The sequence below is a fragment of the Exiguobacterium sp. HVEsp1 genome (genome assembly GCF_002009685.1).
Classification (GTDB): Bacteria; Bacillota; Bacilli; order Exiguobacteriales; family Exiguobacteriaceae; genus Exiguobacterium; species Exiguobacterium profundum.
Window position 1 is genome coordinate 2,153,432 of the sequence record NZ_KV917367.1, and the last position, 17,897, is coordinate 2,171,328.

19 protein-coding genes are annotated in these 17,897 nt (G+C 50.0%); 2 read left to right on the forward strand and 17 right to left on the reverse strand.

Annotated elements, in window-relative coordinates:
* Positions 1 to 3: 3 nt before the first annotated feature.
* From flgK to BV910_RS11130, 12 genes are all read right to left on the reverse strand, one after another.
* On the reverse strand, positions 4 to 1,518 hold the full coding sequence (gene flgK, locus BV910_RS11075) for a flagellar hook-associated protein FlgK (RefSeq protein WP_078147350.1): 1,515 nt from the start codon (positions 1,516 to 1,518) through the stop codon (positions 4 to 6).
* A 12-nt stretch (positions 1,519 to 1,530) separates the two neighbouring features.
* Positions 1,531 to 1,887 carry a flagellar export chaperone FlgN gene (gene flgN / locus BV910_RS11080; protein WP_078147351.1) on the reverse strand — a complete coding sequence of 119 codons (357 nt, stop codon included), beginning with the start codon at positions 1,885 to 1,887 and terminating at the stop codon, positions 1,531 to 1,533.
* Between the two features lie 114 nt (positions 1,888 to 2,001).
* Positions 2,002 to 2,253, reverse strand: a complete 252-nt coding sequence (locus BV910_RS11085; protein ID WP_012726982.1) for a flagellar biosynthesis anti-sigma factor FlgM — start codon at positions 2,251 to 2,253, stop codon at positions 2,002 to 2,004.
* Positions 2,254 to 2,276: 23 nt separating this feature from the next.
* On the reverse strand, positions 2,277 to 2,624 hold the full coding sequence (locus tag BV910_RS11090) for a flagellar protein (protein WP_240499843.1): 348 nt from the start codon (positions 2,622 to 2,624) through the stop codon (positions 2,277 to 2,279).
* 57 nt (positions 2,625 to 2,681) lie between these two features.
* Complete coding sequence (locus BV910_RS11095; RefSeq protein ID WP_078147353.1) at positions 2,682 to 3,350, reverse strand: ComFC family protein; 669 nt, start codon at positions 3,348 to 3,350, stop codon at positions 2,682 to 2,684.
* On the reverse strand, positions 3,347 to 4,504 hold the full coding sequence (locus BV910_RS11100) for a DEAD/DEAH box helicase family protein (protein WP_168169854.1): 1,158 nt from the start codon (positions 4,502 to 4,504) through the stop codon (positions 3,347 to 3,349). The genes BV910_RS11095 and BV910_RS11100 overlap by 4 nt, the downstream gene beginning before the upstream one ends.
* Positions 4,505 to 4,625: 121 nt before the next feature.
* Positions 4,626 to 6,260: an alpha,alpha-phosphotrehalase gene (gene treC, locus BV910_RS11105; protein ID WP_205728294.1), complete on the reverse strand. Its 1,635-nt coding sequence runs from the start codon at positions 6,258 to 6,260 to the stop codon at positions 4,626 to 4,628.
* A gap of 82 nt (positions 6,261 to 6,342) precedes the next feature.
* Positions 6,343 to 7,791, reverse strand: coding sequence for a PTS system trehalose-specific EIIBC component (gene treP / locus BV910_RS11110; protein ID WP_047795045.1), 1,449 nt, complete (start codon positions 7,789 to 7,791; stop codon positions 6,343 to 6,345).
* A gap of 202 nt (positions 7,792 to 7,993) precedes the next feature.
* Positions 7,994 to 8,701 (reverse strand): trehalose operon repressor, encoded by a 708-nt coding sequence (gene treR / locus BV910_RS11115; RefSeq protein ID WP_078147356.1) that lies wholly within the window; start codon positions 8,699 to 8,701, stop codon positions 7,994 to 7,996.
* Between the two features lie 48 nt (positions 8,702 to 8,749).
* A complete protein-coding gene (locus tag BV910_RS11120) occupies positions 8,750 to 9,598 on the reverse strand; it encodes a DegV family protein (protein WP_074036190.1) in 849 nt (282 codons plus the stop codon).
* A gap of 95 nt (positions 9,599 to 9,693) precedes the next feature.
* Entirely contained in the window at positions 9,694 to 10,386 is a 693-nt protein-coding gene (locus tag BV910_RS11125; protein ID WP_078147357.1) for a response regulator transcription factor, read from the reverse strand.
* A 22-nt stretch (positions 10,387 to 10,408) separates the two neighbouring features.
* The gene (locus BV910_RS11130; RefSeq protein ID WP_205728295.1) at positions 10,409 to 11,533 is read right to left on the reverse strand and encodes a sensor histidine kinase; all 1,125 of its coding nucleotides are present in this window, start codon (positions 11,531 to 11,533) and stop codon (positions 10,409 to 10,411) included.
* Between the two features lie 179 nt (positions 11,534 to 11,712).
* Here BV910_RS11130 and BV910_RS11135 point away from each other — a divergent pair, with 179 nt between their 5' ends.
* Together BV910_RS11135 and BV910_RS11140 are read left to right on the forward strand one after the other, a co-directional pair.
* The gene (locus tag BV910_RS11135; protein ID WP_012726992.1) at positions 11,713 to 12,354 is read left to right on the forward strand and encodes a YigZ family protein; all 642 of its coding nucleotides are present in this window, start codon (positions 11,713 to 11,715) and stop codon (positions 12,352 to 12,354) included.
* Between the two features lie 41 nt (positions 12,355 to 12,395).
* Positions 12,396 to 13,403 (forward strand): LCP family protein, encoded by a 1,008-nt coding sequence (locus BV910_RS11140; protein WP_078147359.1) that lies wholly within the window; start codon positions 12,396 to 12,398, stop codon positions 13,401 to 13,403.
* A gap of 39 nt (positions 13,404 to 13,442) precedes the next feature.
* Here the strand turns inward: BV910_RS11140 and BV910_RS11145 are convergent, their stop codons facing one another.
* From BV910_RS11145 to BV910_RS11165, 5 genes are all read right to left on the reverse strand, one after another.
* On the reverse strand, positions 13,443 to 14,495 hold the full coding sequence (locus BV910_RS11145) for a glycosyltransferase family 4 protein (protein ID WP_078147360.1): 1,053 nt from the start codon (positions 14,493 to 14,495) through the stop codon (positions 13,443 to 13,445).
* Positions 14,496 to 14,617: 122 nt separating this feature from the next.
* Positions 14,618 to 15,025 (reverse strand): Rok-like winged helix domain-containing protein, encoded by a 408-nt coding sequence (locus tag BV910_RS11150; protein ID WP_078147361.1) that lies wholly within the window; start codon positions 15,023 to 15,025, stop codon positions 14,618 to 14,620.
* 218 nt (positions 15,026 to 15,243) lie between these two features.
* A complete protein-coding gene (gene pgmB / locus BV910_RS11155; protein ID WP_012726996.1) occupies positions 15,244 to 15,909 on the reverse strand; it encodes a beta-phosphoglucomutase in 666 nt (221 codons plus the stop codon).
* A gap of 200 nt (positions 15,910 to 16,109) precedes the next feature.
* A complete protein-coding gene (locus BV910_RS11160; RefSeq protein WP_078147362.1) occupies positions 16,110 to 16,445 on the reverse strand; it encodes an Asp23/Gls24 family envelope stress response protein in 336 nt (111 codons plus the stop codon).
* Positions 16,446 to 16,519: 74 nt separating this feature from the next.
* On the reverse strand, positions 16,520 to 17,575 hold the full coding sequence (locus BV910_RS11165) for an acyltransferase family protein (protein WP_078147363.1): 1,056 nt from the start codon (positions 17,573 to 17,575) through the stop codon (positions 16,520 to 16,522).
* Positions 17,576 to 17,897 lie beyond the last annotated feature (322 nt).

Here is a 17,897-nt window from a genome sequence, read left to right on the forward strand (position 1 = left end):
TCATTACCTCCCTACGACACCCATGCCGTTAATGATTTTATCTAACATTTCATCGACGGCCGTGATGTTACGCGCCGCCGCATTATAAGCGTGTTGATACTGAATCATCATCGTCATCTCTTCATCGAGCGAGACGGCACTGACCGACTGACGACGCTGGTCCGAGCTACTCAAGAGGGCGAATGTACTCTTGGCAAGGTTGCCGTTCTGGCTCGCCTCGACAGCCATGTTCCCGATGACGTTTTGATAGTATTTACCGATTGAGGTCGTCGCAGTGGATGAACCACCCGTAAATGTGATTTGCGCACTTTTTAAGTTTGCCAAGTCAAGAGCCCCGCTACCGTCTCCGATGTTTTTGTCTTTTGAGATGGCGATCAAGTTCAAGTTCTCTAAAATTGTTGGATTGACCGTTACGGTCTTCGCATCGCTGCCAAAAAAGAAGTCAATACCGGTTTGGCGAGGGTTGTCTTGAACATTCCCATCGTAAAAAGTCTTATGCAAATCATTAAATGCCGTCGTGAACTCTTTTGCCATGACGTCTAAATCCTTCAACATCTTGGTAAAAGCTCCATCGTGCGTTTCTGTTCCCGTAGCTGAACCGTACATATCAACGAGCGCTTTCAACTTCCCATTTGGTAAATCGTCAAAGACGAGCGTTGTCGTTCCTGCGGCCGCATCTGTGATCTCCATGTCGTTAATTTTCCCAACTCCGCCTGTTAGTCCATCCACTAACGTAATCTTTGTTGGAGTCGGTGTTCCGGGCACAGAAATCTGAATATCAATCCGTCCTTCCGCGACACGTTGCGAGTTTCCACGTGTTTCGCCGTTCGTGTAATCAACAGGCACACGTTCGAATTCAATGTATTGCGACAACTCGTCCATGTAGCGATCGCGCTCATCATACAATTCATTTGGCAGAACACCAAGAGGCTCTGCATCACCGATTTGACGGTTGACGTCACCAATTTTCGTCAACAAGTCGTTGATTTTTTTCGTGACGACGCCCGCTTCTGCTTTCAAATCCTCTTGTACTTTCGATAACGAAGTAGACATGTAGTTGAACGTTTGTGTCAACGTCAACGCTCGCTGCCGAACTACGCTTCGCGCACCCGTATCATCCGGGTTGACCGACAAGTCTTGAAGTGACGCCCAGAACAAATCGAGCGATTTAGCGAGTCCGTTCTCAGACGGTTCGTTGATGATGTCTTCCATCCGACCGAACGCGGCTTCTTTCGTCGCATAGAAGGCGTTCTTCACTGACTCATCACGATACTGTTGATCGATCATGAGATCGCGAATTCGGGCGAGCGTCTCCCCGCGTACCCCTGTCCCGAATTGTCCGGCTTTCGTCCCGCCGAAGTTGACCGAGAGCTGTTCGGTCATCCCGAGTGTGAGTCGTTGGCGTGAATAGCCAGGGTTTGAGGCGTTCGCCACGTTATTCCCGGTCGCTTGAAGCGCCCATTGGTGTGTCGAGAGACTACGGCGTGCCGTCTCTAATCCCATAAATGTTGAACCCATTCCACTTCCTCCTTAAACGTCACGGCTGAACGAGCGTGTTTCGAACGCTTGTTGTCCGTATGTGAAATCATCTGCTTCCGGCATGAGCATATCCAGATGCCAAGTAATATAACGAAGGGATTGTTCGAGCAGCGTCGCGTTCAATTCGTTCTGTCGCTTCAACTCGAACAAGACCGGTCTCAATTCCTCTATCTCTTCATCGTCCAATTCATACGTCCCTTGAAGTCGTTCCGCTTCTTTTTGTGAAATTTGTCGGACGAGTTTCGCTTCTTCTTTCACGAGCGTGCTAAACGACGCCATGTCATTTTGAATGAGTTGCTGTTCTTTCGCGTAAGCCAATTCGAGTAACCGTTTATGTAATGTGAGCATGAGTCTCTCCTTTTTTCAAAAAAAGAGCCGACTAAAGAAAGGGGTGCCCCTTATTTAGTCAGCTTCCGTGCCGTGTTATTCAGTGCGAAGGCCTCAAACGGACCTCGCTTCCATTCATCCTTGTAGAAAGCGTTTAGCGATTTCGCGCGCGTCCCGTGAATACGTGCCCGCATCAATCTCTGCTTTCAAAGCGTCGATTTTTGCGAGACGGTCCGGATGTTTCACCGGTTCTTCAAACCGGGCGCGGGCTTCCGCCGAGATTGACAATTGGTCCGTTTGGCGTGATTGCGCGGGCTTCGGTTCGACTTGCGTTTTCTTTTCATAAGTGTTCGGTAAGTGTACCCACTTGGCTGAATCGATGCGCATGCGTCTTCCCCCTCTTCATGATGTTAATCCAAACGATAAGTGCGGATGCTTGATTGTTTCGTCAAGCTCTCCTGTAGACTGGACAGTTCCTTCTGCATATCTCTCTGGCAGTTCGAACAAATTTTTCCTTCGTTCGTCGGTTGACCACAACGGACGCAGCTGATGGCAAGCGCCGGATTGTCCTTGATGATCAAGCGTCCTTCATGGATATATCGCGTGATATCAAGTTCAGAGACACCCGTCGCTTCGACGAGGGCTCCGATGGTCGTTTGTTTGTTGGCCGGTTCACGAATGAAGTCGCGGACTTTCAAGAAGTTTTTATAATCGACTTCGTTACATGATGGACAGTACGGTGAACGACCCTGTTTCATAAACAAGCGTCCACACATTTGGCAAGATGCTGCATCCATTGGTTTCACCTCTGCTCTTTATATCGGACGCGATTTCGATTTGTTTAGCGCCCGAAATAAGCAAATCGCAGAAACTTCTGATGCACCTGCCTGTCGCAACGAAAATGCCGCCTGATGAAGGGTCGTCCCCGTCGTATAGACGTCGTCTATAAGAATGATTTTCCCACATTTCACTGAAGTTGGTACAGTGAAAGGATTCGTTCGGTGTCGTCTTCCTTCTTTCCCGAGTTCACGTTGACTTGAAACCTCCGTTTTTTCGAGAAACTGTCGCGTTGGACCGATACATCGCGCGAGCACCTCGGCCTGATTGAAGCGACGTGTCTGAAGCCGCTCCTTACTCAACGGGATCGGAACATACGTCACGCCAGATGAACGCGATGCCCGAAGCGCTGGCGCGACCGATGAGGCAATGACGACATCCCCGCTGAATTTAAATCGATGTAGCCAGTCAATTCCTGCCTCATCATATGCGTACAGGCAACGGACGGTCAAGTCGAGACCGAGTGCGAGCCAGCGGATGCAGTCCGGACACGTCTCACCGGTCTCATTCGGTTGACCGCAGCGTGGGCAACCCGTCCCGAGCGGCGTCAGTTTCGACTCGCAAGCAGGACACACCCAGTCCCGTCGCCATAATGTGGCAGGAGTCCACGGGACGGTCATCGACTCATGACAAAGAAGACATCTCATCGCCGATTCGCCTCCTTGATCTTTCGGATGGCAACATCTTGACGGAACGTCCGCTCCTTGAAAAAGAAACAGACCTCTCCTGTCGGCGCATCCGGTTTTCGCCCCGCTCGACCTGCCATCTGAATGAGCCCTCGTGTCGAGAAGAGCCGATGTTCACTTTCCACCACGGCGACCTGCACGTCCCGAACCGTCATCCCCCGCTCCCAGATGGAAGTCGCAAGGACGACGCCCTTCGTCTCTTGGAGCCAGTGAAGGGCGTCGGTCCGTTCCTCGGTCTCGGCCGATACCGTCCGACAGGTTAGTCCTGCATCTTCTAATGTCTCGTGGTACCGCTCCAAATCAGGCTTCGTCGGTACGAACAAGAGACGTGGTTTCAAGGCGTGACGTCGACAGAACTCTACGATTCGTTCGTCGGACTGTTTGACAAGTGTCGGGACCGGCAAATCAAATCCGTGATAGCGCCGCGACAGATGAACCGTTGGAAACATCTGTTGCCAAACGGTCGGGGTTGCCGTGATGAACAAGAAGACACCTCTCCCGACCCGCCGAATCGTATTCCATAACGCCACGTCAAAGGCAAACGGGAAGGCATCGGACTCATCGACGAGTACATAATCGAAGACGTCTCGGATATTCATGAGTAACGGCGCGGTCGCCACCGTGATCATCCCGACGGAGTCTTTCTCCCCGCCTCCGTATCGTCTCGTGACAGGCACGGTGAATGCTCGTTCGAGCCGTTCGACCCATTCGATGGCGACGTCTTTCCTCGGGGACACGATCAAAACCCGCTTCCCTGCATTGACGACCCGCTCAATTACCGGGAACGTCATCTCCGTCTTCCCGGCGCCGCATACCGCATGTACGAGCCCCGTCTTTTGTCCGTCCCACCACGTGAGCAATTGATTTGCGACCCGTGTTTGGTCGGGGGCGAGCTCGAACGGCATCGTCAGTTCTGTCGTTTCAAGTGGAGTCGTGATGTCCCGTTCTTGTAGAAAATCACAGCGACAGACACGCCCGAGGTATAGACAATTTCGACAATAGGCACAACTTCCGTGATGACAGGTGAACGTCCGGACGTCCGTGCTGAGACAGCGTTGGCAGATACCGAAGCGGATGGCCCGTTTCCCTGCCTGAGCGACAATGAGTTCTCCCATGACCTGACTCCTTTTTGTCATCACGCTACCAAAACGGCTATATAAATGCGATTCGACTTATCTAAAACAACGTAGGTCGACTACACAAATAGGACCCGACGAAAGCGTCGGGTCCCACCTGTTATTTCTGTTTGTAGAACATGAGCGCCTCGTACGGACGAAGGGACAGCGTCGTCCCGTCGAGCTCAGGCACGTCATAGTTGTGGCTGACGACGTTCACCCGCTCGAACCCTTCCGGAATCGTGTACATCGTTTCCGTTCCATAGAAGTTGGCGACGACGAGAAGTTCCTCGCGGTCGGTCTTCCGTGTATATGCCCAAACGTCCAACGAATCAGGTGTGAGAAGCGTGTAATCCCCATCCGTCAAGACGTCAAGTTCTTTTCGTAATGCAATCAAATGTTTGTAGTGGTAGAACACCGAGTTCGGGTCACGGAGCGCCGTCTCGACGTTCACGTCCTCATAGTTCGGTGCCACGTTGATCCACGGCGTGCCGCTCGTGAAGCCGGCATGCGTCGTCGCATCCCACTGCATCGGCGTCCGCGAGTTGTCGCGTGACTTCTGTTTGATGGCGGCCATCATGTCTTCGTGCGACACGCCCTCTTCCCGCTTCAACTTGTAGATGTTGAGCGTCTCGATATCCCGATATTCGTCGAGCGAGTCGAAGCCAGGATTCGTCATCCCGATTTCTTCCCCTTGATAGATATACGGTGTCCCTTGAAGGCCGTGGAGCACGGTCGCGAGCATCTTCGCGCTCTCGACGCGATGGTTCGTGTCGTTCCCGAAACGGCTGACGACGCGCGGTTGGTCATGGTTGCACCAGAAGATGGCGTTCCATCCCTTCCCGTGCATCCCTTGTTGCCACGTCGACATGATGTCTTTCAATTGAATGAAATCGAACGGTGCAGCGACGAACTTCTCCCCGTTCGGATAGTCGACTTTCAAGTGGTGGAAGCTGAACGTCATGCTGAGCTCGTTCTCGTCCGGGTTTGAATAGCGGACGCAGTGGTCGAGCGTCGTCGAAGACATCTCCCCGACCGTGATGACGTCGTGCCCGTCAAATACTTCCCGGTTCATCTCTTTTAAATATTCGTGGATGCGTGGACCGTCCGTATAGAACTTGCGACCGTCCGACTCGTCTTCCGGGAAGTCCTGTTCTTTCGAGATGAGGTTGATGACGTCGAGACGGAATCCTTTGATTCCTTTCTTACGCCAGAACCGCATCATCTCGTAGACGTCCTCGCGCATCTGTTCATTCTCCCAGTTCAAGTCGGCCTGGGTCACGTCGAACAAGTGGAGATAATATTGCCCGCTCTTCTCATCATATTCCCACGCGTTTCCGCCGAACTTCGATTCCCAGTTCGTCGGTTCGTCGCGCCAGATGTAGTAGTCACGGTACCGCTCGTCTCCCGCCAATGATTTTTGGAACCATTCGTGCTCGGTCGACGAGTGGTTGACGACGATATCCATCATGAGGCCGATGCCCCGCACCTCTGCCTCACGGATCAATTCATCGAGATCTTCCATCGTGCCGTAAGACGGGTCGATGGCATAGTAATCACTCACGTCATAGCCGTTGTCGTGTTGAGGTGACTGATAGACAGGTGTCATCCAAATATATTCGATGCCGAGTTCTGCCAAGTAATCTAGCTTCGCCGTCACCCCTTTGATCGATCCGGTCGCGTTCCCTTCCGGACTGTAAAAACTTTTCGGGTAAATTTGATAGACGACTGATTTGCGCCAATTTTTCTGTATCATCAACGACATCTCCTTTTTGTAAGAGTTTTCATTTCAATAAGAAAGAGGGAAGAACTGCCGTCCCTCCCTCCCGAGTCATTGCTTATGCGACTTTGTTTTCTTCAAGTTCACCTTTCTTCATGTAACGCTTCGACAAGATGAATGTGAGCGCGAACGGTACGATGATCGCGATGACCATGCCGACGATGAAGAGAAGGATTTTATCTGTGAAGATGGAGAGGAATCCAGGGAGTCCTCCGACACCGATGGCGATTGCTTGCACATCGTTCAATGTGATGAAGATGGCAGCGATTGCCGACCCGATCATCGCTGAATAGAACGGGAATTTATTTGGTAAGTTGACCCCGAACATGGCTGGCTCTGTGATTCCGAAATAAGCTGAAATGGCTGAAGTCGACGCCATGCTCTTTTGTTTCGCGTTGTGCTTGTAGACGAAGAACATCGCGAGTGCAGCCGAACCTTGAGCAATGTTTGAGAGTGCGATCATCGGCCAGATGAACGTACCGCCTGTATCGGCGATCAACTGAAGGTCGATGGCGATGAACAAGTGGTGCATCCCGGTGACGACGAGCGGCGCGTAGAACAAGCCGAAGAGGAGTGCCCCGACGACCGGTACGGCTTCAAACGTGTTGACGAGTCCTGTCGCAATCACGTTCCCGATTCCACGAGTGACCGGTCCAACGATTGCGAGTGCAAGGAATCCAGTGACGACGATGGTTGTGATCGGAACGACCAAGAGTTGGATGGCGTTCGGTACACGTTTTTTCAAGAACATCTCGATTTGGCTCAAAATATAAGCCGCAGCGAGAACCGGCAAGATTTGACCTTGATATCCGACTTTCTCAATTTCGAAGAGTCCGAGGATATCGAATGTCGGTACTTCTCCTTCAAGTGCTGCTGTCCCGTAGCCCCAAGCGTTCAAGAGATCCGGGTGAACGAGCAAGAGACCCATGACGATCCCGAGCACTTCGCTCCCACCGAAACGTTTCGTCGCCGACCAACCGACGAGTGCCGGTAAGAAGACGAATGACGTGTTCGCCATCATGTTGATGAGGTCCCAAAGTCCTTGTAAGTTCGGATACGCCTCGATGAGTGTCTTTCCGTCGATGAAGAGACCTTCAGAAGCGAGTAAGTTGTTGATCCCCATGAGGAGACCGGCCACGATGATGGCTGGAATGATTGGCATAAAGACGTCAGAGAAGACTTTGACGAGTTTTTGAAGCGGATTCATTTTTTTGCCGCCTGCGGATTTGACCTCGGCGACCGTTGCCGCCTCAAGTCCCGCGAGTTTGATGAACTCGGCATAGACGCGGTCGACATCACCGGCTCCGATGACGATTTGATACACGCCCGAGTTCTCGAACGCCCCTTTGACGAGATCGACTTCTTTCACACGTGCCTCATCGACTTTTGACTGGTCTTTGAGGGAGAGGCGAAGACGTGTCACACAGTGTGCGGCTTTGTCCACGTTGTCTTTGCCGCCGATCGCGTCTAAAATCTCTGCGGCAATTTGACGATAATCTGCCTTCATGTTGAATGTCCTCCTTTGTTTGAAAACTGTAAATGAAAACGGTTACTTATGAGTACAAACAAAGTATAACTTATCTATATAAGTTAAGTCAACAACTTATATATATGAGTTGAACGTGAAAGTTTTGCGTTGTGATTTACTGTTAAAATTCCCCTATTTTGACTTAGGACAAACAAAAAACCCCTTCCTGTACGAAAGAGGTTTACCTACGGGCGACGTCGCTAAACTGGAACTTGTCCAAGCGGTGACGCGACTCCGTATATTCAAATTGTTGTCCTTCATATAAGAACGTATCGTTCGTGATGACGATGACGTATTCATAGTCATGCAAGTCGAGCCGCTTCCGGTCGAGTTCGGTCACGTCTTCTGCCGCAATCTTTCGTTTGGCATAGCTGATCTGTAGGCCGAGCTCTCCTTCGATATATCCATAAATCGAACGAGCCGCAATCTCTTCTGTTAATCCAGGGACGAGGTCTTTGACGAAATAGTTGATATCTAAGATGACGTTCTCCCCGTCAAAGTTCCGAACCCGTTCGATGCGAAACACGTGCGTCCCCGCCGCCAAATTCATCCGTTCGGCGAGCCAAGTCGGGGCCTCTATCTCTTCAAACGAAGCGACGTGGGTCTGAATAGAACGACCGAGCATGCTCGCGTACACTTCTGAGAAACTGACGATGCCGTTGAATTGAAACTCGATCTGGTCCCGTTTCAATACGAACACGCCTTTTCCGTGATGCTTCCGGACATACCCGTTTTCCTGTAACAGATCGAGCGCTTTTCGGACGGTTCCCCGGCTGGCCTCGAACTGATGCATCAACTCGGTCTCAGACGGAAGCTTTGAGTCAGCGGGTCTTGTTCCATTTCGCATCTCTTCTGCCAGACGCTCAAAGATTTGGCGATATTTCGCCATTTCATTCCCTCCTCCATTGAAAAAGACGACCTTAGACGGTCGTCTCTCTTACCATTCGCGACGATACCACGTGATGCCGATTGCACCAGGTCCGAGATGCGTTCCGATGACGGGACCGAAATGGCTTCCCGAGATGTGTGCTTTCGGGAACTTCTGTTTCATCGAAGCGATCTCTTCCGCCTGACGCTCCGGGCAGTTGGCGTGAATGATGCCGATGCAGTAGCCTTCCCCGTCTCCGACAATCGATTCGTCCATCATCTCTTCGATTCGACGTACAGCCTTCTTGTATGTCCGAATCTTCTCGAACGGGACAATCAATTTATCCTGGAAATGAAGGACCGGCTTGATTTGTAAGAACGATCCGACGAGCGCTTGCGCCGCGCTCAACCGTCCACCGCGTTGCAAATGGTCGAGGTCATCGACAACGAAGTACGCACGAATCGAATCACGGACCGTTTCAAGCCGGGCGATGATTTCTTCTGGTGTCGCTCCGTTGTCACGGAGGTGAAGGGCCTCTTCGACCATGAACGCTTGCGGCATACACGAAATCTCGGAGTCAAACGCATGAACCGTCACATCGACCATGTCATTTAGCGCGACCATCGATTGGTACGTTCCGCTGATTCCACTGGAGAGCGTGATCGCAATCACGTCCGTCACATCGTCCGGCAAGCTCTCAATCAATTCCACCGTCTCACCGATGACCGGTTGCGACGTCGTCGGCAGATTCCCCGCCTCGATACGCTCATAAAACGCCTCGGTCGACATGTCAATCGACTCGCGGTACGACGCGCCATCGAAGATGACACTGAGTGGTGCGACATGGACGTCATGTCGCGCCAAAAAATCATCCGACAGATAGGCGGTACTGTCGGTTAAAATCGCAATGTTTCCCATACTATATCCTCACTTTACGTCGTTTCATTTTTCCAATTATGTTAGGATTCCATTCCATATTGTAACACAAAAACGAGGTAAAGCATCGGTGACGCTCAAATCTCGACCCAACCCCGGCGAATCGCATCCACGACGGCTTGTGTCCGGTCGTTCACGTCCATTTTACGAAGCACGGAGGAGACGTGGTTTTTAACCGTCTTCTCACTGATAAAGAGCATGTCACTGATGTCTCGGTTCGAGCGACCGTCGGCGAGAAGGTGTAACACCTCGACTTCACGGCGCGACAATAATTGATAGACCGGGTCATCTGTACGGCTCTCGACGCCACGTCCCGCCTGTTCCCCTTTGAATTGTAAGAGACGGCGGTAATCCTTCAGTACGTTCGTTGTCACTTTCGGATGAAGATACGCCCCATCCTTTGCGACGGCACGGACTGCCGAGATCAATTCTGTCGATGCGACTTCTTTTAATAAGAACCCTGATGCCCCTGCTTCAAGCGCATGCGTGATATACGACTCATCATCATGGATTGAAAGAATGAGGACACGTGTCTCTGGTGACAGGAGTGACAGTTGCTTTGTCGCCTCGATCCCGTTCATGTCTGGCATGTTGATATCCATGATCAAAATTTCAGGTTTTTGCTCGCCCGCGATGCGGATCGCTTCGCGCCCCGTGCGCCCTTCGGCGACAACCGTAAATTCATCCTCTAAATCAAAAATCCGCTTCAATCCTTCACGGAACAGTTCGTGATCATCCACGATTGCAATGCGTGTCTGTGTCATTTCCATGTATGTCTTCCCCCTTGTTCTCTCACGGAATCGGAATCGACATCCGGACGACCGTCCCTTTGCCGACTTCCGAGTCGATGGTGATGCTTCCGTTCACCAATTCAATTCGTTCGCGCATTCCAACAATCCCGAACGACCCTTCGCCAATCGTGCTCGACTCAAACCCGACACCGTAGTCGCGGACGTGAATGTGAATCACATCACTCGCCTGCTCGACATTGACGATGATTTCGGCAGTTTTTGCATGTTTGATCGCATTTTGGACCGATTCTTGAACGAGACGGAACACGTTAATCTCCAGTTTCTCCGGTAATCGCGCACGCGACCCCCGATAGTTGAGACGTGTCTTGATCGCCGTATACTCCTCCGTTTGATGGAGATAGCGTTCGAGCGTCGGCAAAAAGCCCAAATCGTCAAGCGACATCGGACGTAAATCATAGATTAAACGACGGACGTCGACGAGTGCCCCACGAATCAACTTTTTCAATTCATGTAATTCGGCAAACGCCTCGTCTTTTCCTCGTTTGTCAAACGTCTTTTCAATCAGGTCGGCCCGTATCAAAATATGAGCAAGCGATTGCGCTGGTCCATCGTGCATCTCGCGGGCGAGATGGCGCCGTTCGCGCTCGGCCGCTTCGAATACACCGATGGCCATCTCTTGCTTCTTCATCATGTCCGAATACTCTTGCTGTAGGTCATCCCGTAAGAAGTTCAAGACGACACTCACACGACCGATCAACTTTTCGGCACGTTCGATCGTATCCTCTAAAATGAGCAGACGACGCTCTAAGTCATTCCGGCGTTGCTGTGCCGCCATCTCTTCTTTTTGAACAAGAAAACGCTCGAGTTGCATTTGATTCGCCCGTTCGTAGGCTTCACGAATTTCTTGTTCACTATGTATATGAAACTTTTTACTGACTTGAACGAGCTTGGCCTTTGAAGCTTTCACGATTCGGTCGAGTCGATCGGATTCCTCGATGTAGAACTCGATTTTATCCGTCAATTCTTTTAACTCATTTTGAATTACTGAATATTCAGTTGCAGAACTTTCGGTTATACGGACAATCTCCTCTTTACTTTCCGTCACCGTTTCAATCATATTTGTTATGATATGTTCTAAAGCAGTCCGATCGGTAATATGATTCACGATGCCATCCCCTAATAGTTCGGTAGTTAATCCTCATCTATTCTTATATATCGTCCCACCCTAAACAGGTTTACAGCGGACATAAGAGATTTTTTATAATTCCATTCGCTAGAAGTAGCGTATGTGCCTACTTGAATTCTAAAAAAAATATTCAAAAATAGAAAGGAGAATTTTCAGAAATGTCTATTGAGTCAAATTATACTATAAAACAAAGTGGAACATACGAAGTCGTTATCCAAAAATCAAAATTTATTGCTCATTTCAAACGTGTCGAAACCGAGGAAGAGGCGCAGACGTTCATCCAAGCCATCAAGAAAGAGCATTGGAACGCAAACCATAACTGTTCCGCCTACATCATCGGGGAACGAAACGAGCACCAGAAAGCGAATGACGACGGTGAGCCGAGCGGTACGGCCGGCATGCCGATGCTCGAGGTGTTACGCAAACGCCACTTGAAAGATACAGTCGTCGTCGTGACACGTTATTTCGGTGGAATCAAGCTCGGTGGCGGCGGACTCATACGTGCTTACGGTGGAACTGTGAGCGAAGGACTCGATGCGATCGGAATCGTCGAACGTCTACCGATGCAACAATTGACACTCACCGTCGACTATACTTGGATTGGGAAAGTCGAAAATGAGTTGAGACAGTCTAGCTACCTGCTCGATGACATCATCTACGCCGACCTCGTCACGTTTCATGTGTCGGTCCCCGTGGAAGAGACAGAGGAGGCACTCGCTTGGCTAACAGACATGACGAACGGTCAAGGTCAGCTTCAAACTCATACAATCCGCATCATCGAACGTGATTTCAAACGCTGAAACGCCTATACTAAAAGAAACGACTGAAATGAGGAAACAACATGGAAACACCCCCACGCAAGAAAAAATCACCTTGGAAAATTGTCCTCATCGTGTTGGGTGTCGTATTGCTGATCGGTGGTTCCGCTTTCGGCTATTTTGTCTTCAAAGCGAATGAAACCGCCGAAAACGCGAACAAGGCGTTGGAACGTGGCGACAAGTCAGAACGTCGCGACGAGACCATCGACTTGACGAAAGATCACTTTTCCGTCCTGTTAGCAGGAGTCGATGGCGGCGCCTCGCTCGAGGAAGGACGGACCGATTCGCTCATGGTCGCCACGTTCAACAAGGAATCGCGGCAAGTGACGCTCGTCAGCATCCCACGCGACTCATATGTCGACATCATCATCGACGATGAGGATCCGTTCAAAGACAAGATCAACCATGCTTACGCTTACGGAGGCATTGACACGACCATCGCGACCGTCGAGAACCTGCTCGACATCCCAATCGATTACTATGCGACCATCAACTTTGATGGAATCGAAGATTTGGTCGATGCGGTCGGTGGCGTCGAGATCGATGTCCTCATCCCCATCTCCGGAAAAGCGACCGGAAATGTCGAGCTAGAGCCTGGCGTTCAAGTCTTGAACGGAAAAGAAGCACTTGCCTATGCGCGGATGCGGAAGCAAGACCCTGCCGGCGACATCGGTCGAGCCGGTCGACAACAGCAAGTCATCGAGGCCATCATCAACGAGGCGACGACCATCAACTCGTTTACGAAGCTGAACCGGATCATGAATGCCGTCGGCGAGAACATTCGAACAAACATGTCGTTGTCAGAGGCTTCTCAGCTTCAACCGTACGCAAAATCGTTGAAGTCGTTTAACCGAGAAACGCTCGAAGGGAACGATTTGACGTTAAACGGTGTGTATTATTACGAACTCGACCCTGTTGACCTTCGCGATGCTCAGGCGCTTCTGCAAACGGAACTCGGCATGCCTGTGACAGCGGATGAACCATCGACAGACGAAACGGACGATTCGATGACCGAAACGACCACATACTAAAAAAGTAACCGGTATCGTCACGCGATACCGGTTACTTTTTTACGCTCTAGGTCGTCCGAGCAATCGTCGGGACGTACGGATGATCGGTTTATAGTTCGGATGAATCAGTTCAGTCGATTCCACGATCAATTCGATGACAATTAACACGACGATGAACGTGATGACCGCACCGAGCATCGTCGTCTTGGCGAACAAGATGGATGAGATGCCAAAGAATAAGGTCATCCCGTACATGAGTAGGACCGCCTGCCGTGTCGTGAAGCCCATATCGATCAACTGGTGATGCATATGCGATTTATCCGGCGACATCGGCGGTCGTCCCTGGACGAGTCGACGCACGATGGCGAAGATCGTATCCGAGATCGGTAACCCGAGCAAGAGGACCGGCACAACGAGCGAGAACAACGTCACGTTCTTAAATCCGATGAGCGAGAAGACAGCGAGCATATATCCGAGGAACAGTGCCCCCGTATCGCCCATAAAGATTTTCGCCGGGTAGAAATTATGGACGAGAAACCCGAGTGTGCTCGCAAGGAGCAAGAGCGCCATCATCGTCAAATAGACGTTTCCCTGAATGATGGCCAAGACAGCAATCGTCCCGAGGGCGATGCTCGACACACCTGCGGCGAGACCATCGAGACCGTCAATCAAATTGATGGCATTCGTGATCCCAATCAGCCAGAGGACGGTGATCGGGATGCTCCATGACCCGAGGTAGAGTTGCTGGTCGAACGGAAGATTGATGAGTTCGATTCGCATCCCCGAGTTCAAGACGACGACAGTCGCAATCATCTGCCCCATCAGCTTGACGCGGGCCGATAGTTGGAACCGGTCATCAATCAGTCCCGTAAGGAGAATCACGACAGCCCCAATCAAGATGGCATCGTTATAACGACTCGTCGGAAGCAGCAAGGCATAGCCGATGAAGAATGCGATAAAAATCGCAAGACCCCCGATTCGTGGCATCGTCCGTAAATGTACTTTTCGTGCGTTCGGATGATCGACCGCACCGATGAAAAATGCGAATCGACGAACGAGCGGTGTAATCAAGATGGCCATCACAAAACTGACCAACATGGCAATCCATAGCATGGGCCGACAGTTCCTCTCTCAAAAAAATAGACTCTGGCGAATTATATCATATTTTGAATTCATGAGTAGATATCAGTCCGTTTACAACAAAAGCCGATGAGGCATTCCCCATCAGCTCTGGATTATGAAAGTGTCGATGCCACTTCTTCTGTCGGTTCGTATGTATACAAGCCGCGACCGATTTTTTTGATTTCCGGGTTGACCCCTTCAATCTTCACCATCAATTGGTAAATGTTGCTGATGTGATGACGGTAACGAAGTTCAAGTTCCATTTGAATATCACGTACACTCATCGTCTGACGCTCCTTCAATAGATCCGTCACTTGATGAACGTACACCTCGAGCGGATAACGCTGGTTCACACGTCGTGGACGTAGGCGTTTTGACGCATCAGTCATTGGGTCCTTCTCTTCTCTATCTCGACTCAATTCCGCAATCAAATACTCGGCACGTCGTTGCAATTGACGATACGACTCTTCAATTTCCATTAATTCTCGATAAATGTGGTCATTGACATTCGTAGATTCCATACACAAATCCCCTTCTACATCCAATTATAATTTGGAATTCCCTAATTTAAATCAGCAATTCCTAATAATCCCTCTATATCTTCTATAAAAGTGTAACGGATTTGTAATGTGTTTGTCATCTCTTTTTGGGCAATTCTGTCTATTTAGGACTTTTGACTCAAAAAAAGACGACGACTGTTCGGGGCAGTCGTCGTCTCACGGAAGATGATTGTAGCCATTTACACGTGAACGCGTTCGAGGATGCGTTCAAGTGAAAGTTCGTCAGTAGAAGCGACGATGAGGTCTGCATGACCAAGCATCGATTCTTCTCCGACGGCGACAGCAAACATATTTGCCGCTTTGATTGCAGTTACGCCGGCAGCCGCGTCTTCAACGCCGATGGCGAGTTCGGGTTTCACACCAAGGGCAGAAGCGGCCTTCAAAAACACTTCGGGGTGTGGTTTTGACTGGGCGACAGTTGCTGCATCGACGATATGGTCGAAGTAATGGCGGACACCAAGTGCATCAACGACCGCAAATGCGTTCTTTGAAGCAGAAGCCATTCCAATTTTGAGTCCCGCCTCTTTGATTTCATCGAGGAATGAAACGATACCAGGAAGAAGATCGTCGGATGAGATATGTTGAATGAGTTCAACGTAGTGCTCGTTTTTCTTTTGTGCGAGTTCTTCTTTCTCTTCCGGTGTGAAATCGTTCTGTTTACCGCCGAGCGTAAGAATCCGCTCAAGCGACTCAGTTCGACTCACGCCTTTGAGCGTTTCGTTGAATTCGCGGTCAAATGGAATTCCGAGCTCTTCACCGAGCTGCTTCCAAGCGAGGTAATGGTACTCTGCCGTGTCAGTGATGACACCGTCCAAATCGAAAATCACTGCTTCAATCGTTGACATACATGCTTTCCGCCTTTCCTTCAAATGCTTGTGTCGTCAGACTACATTTAGGGAACTTGACAAGTACCCGCCGCACGTTTGGTCAATGATGCAAACGGTTGCACTTGTTCGATTTCTATTATAAATGAAAACGTTATCTTGATGCAACCGTTTTCGCAAAAATCAAAAAAAGAGAAGAGCCTGTGCTCTCCCCTTTCTTATCACAGCTGAATTCCGACCACTTTCACGTTCACAGAACGTGGTGTCATCGCAAGCATCGTGTCCATATCTTGCGTGATGCGCTCTTGGACGGCCGTCACCGTTTTGATGATCGACTGTCCGTAAGCGATGTAAAGCGATAGGTTGATGGTGATGCCTTTGTCCGACTCATCGACTTTCACGTGTTTCATGAGCGCACGCTCTGACAATTTCGTGTCTTCTTGCGTGAACGAGACGTATTTCGTTTCTTTGACCGCGACCGCGGCGATCATTTCAACGACGTGACGTGATACGTTCACGTCGCCTTCTGTGCTGTACATTCCATTTTCGTATGGCATAGGGTCACTTCCTTAACTCTAGTTTCGTTTCTTCTTAATAAAGTGTAGCGGAAATGTTGCGTTTAGAAAAGACTTTACCCTTTTACACCTTTCGTATTTTGGACACGCTTCACGTCAATCTCGACGAGCGGACGCAAGAGACGGACCATCGGTGGACTGATAATCACGAGGACCATCACAAAGGCGACCCCGAACAAGACGAGCAGTTGCATCCATGATGTCGGCATGAACCCAGCCGGTATAAACGCCTTCCAGGCGACAACAAAGAAGACGTGGACGAGATAGACGTACAGACTATACTGCCCGGCACGCGAAAAAATCGGGAGCTGTCGTCCTGGGATGATGAGCGCGAAACTAATTGACATGAGGAGCGACACCGTATAAACGATCAAAAAGGCGAACGGTCCACTCCACATCGCCTCTGGGACGGCCGTGTCATAGGCGAAACGGAATTTGAACAAGTTCCCGATATGATAGAACGTATCGTCTTGCTGGACGCGCATCGAGACCAAGAGCCCCAGTGTGAGCGCGGTGAAGACAATCGCCCCACCGATGCGATATCGGTTCCGGTGCTCGGCCCGTTTCGGTAACTCAAAGAAGTTGAGCGTATTGCGCTCGGACATCCAGTTCCCAATCAAGAAGAACGGATAGAACATGATGACTTTCCGCAACGCGAAATACCCCGTCGCCTCGGCTTGGAATCCGAACAGGAGCGCGAATAGTAGTGCATACAACACGTACCCCTTCAGTTGTGTCACATACGGGGTGATGATGTACCAGAAAATGATGGCCATCAGATACCAAAGCGCCCAGTACGGCTTCAACAAATTTAGACCCGGATTTTCAAGTGAGAAAATCGGAATCCCTTCTGTAAATGCGAACCATGACCCAAGGATGACCTGCCAAATGACATAGACCACGAATAGCTGGATCACGCGCAAATAGCGGTTCTCCCGATAAAAGTAACCGCTCAACATGATGAACAACGGCATGTGGAAGGTATACAGGAATAGATACACCCACTTTGGTAAAATATCGTCATAAGCGCCGCGGACTTCGGTCAACAAGTGTCCGAAGACGACGAGTAGGACAAGCACTCCTTTAATATTGTCATACCAATAATTTCTCATAACATTCCCTCTTGCTCTCTATGATGACTGCAATGAAGCTGACCTTCATGTTTTCACGTTCTTTTTATAGACAGAATCCATGAAGGTCATGGAAAAATCCCTCACCTATCATAAGCGATTCATCCGCAAAGTGAAATTACGTTTCAACAAAATTTTCATGTCTTCACTGTCATCATTCCCATAATTCGGGGAATACAAGCCGAAACGTCAAAAAATACTCACGATTCAGCATGTTGTGTGCGTATTCAAATAGACGGGATTGGGTACAGTATAGTATAGTGGTGTTACTAAATATTCAGAATATTCTAATAAAGGAGGTGGA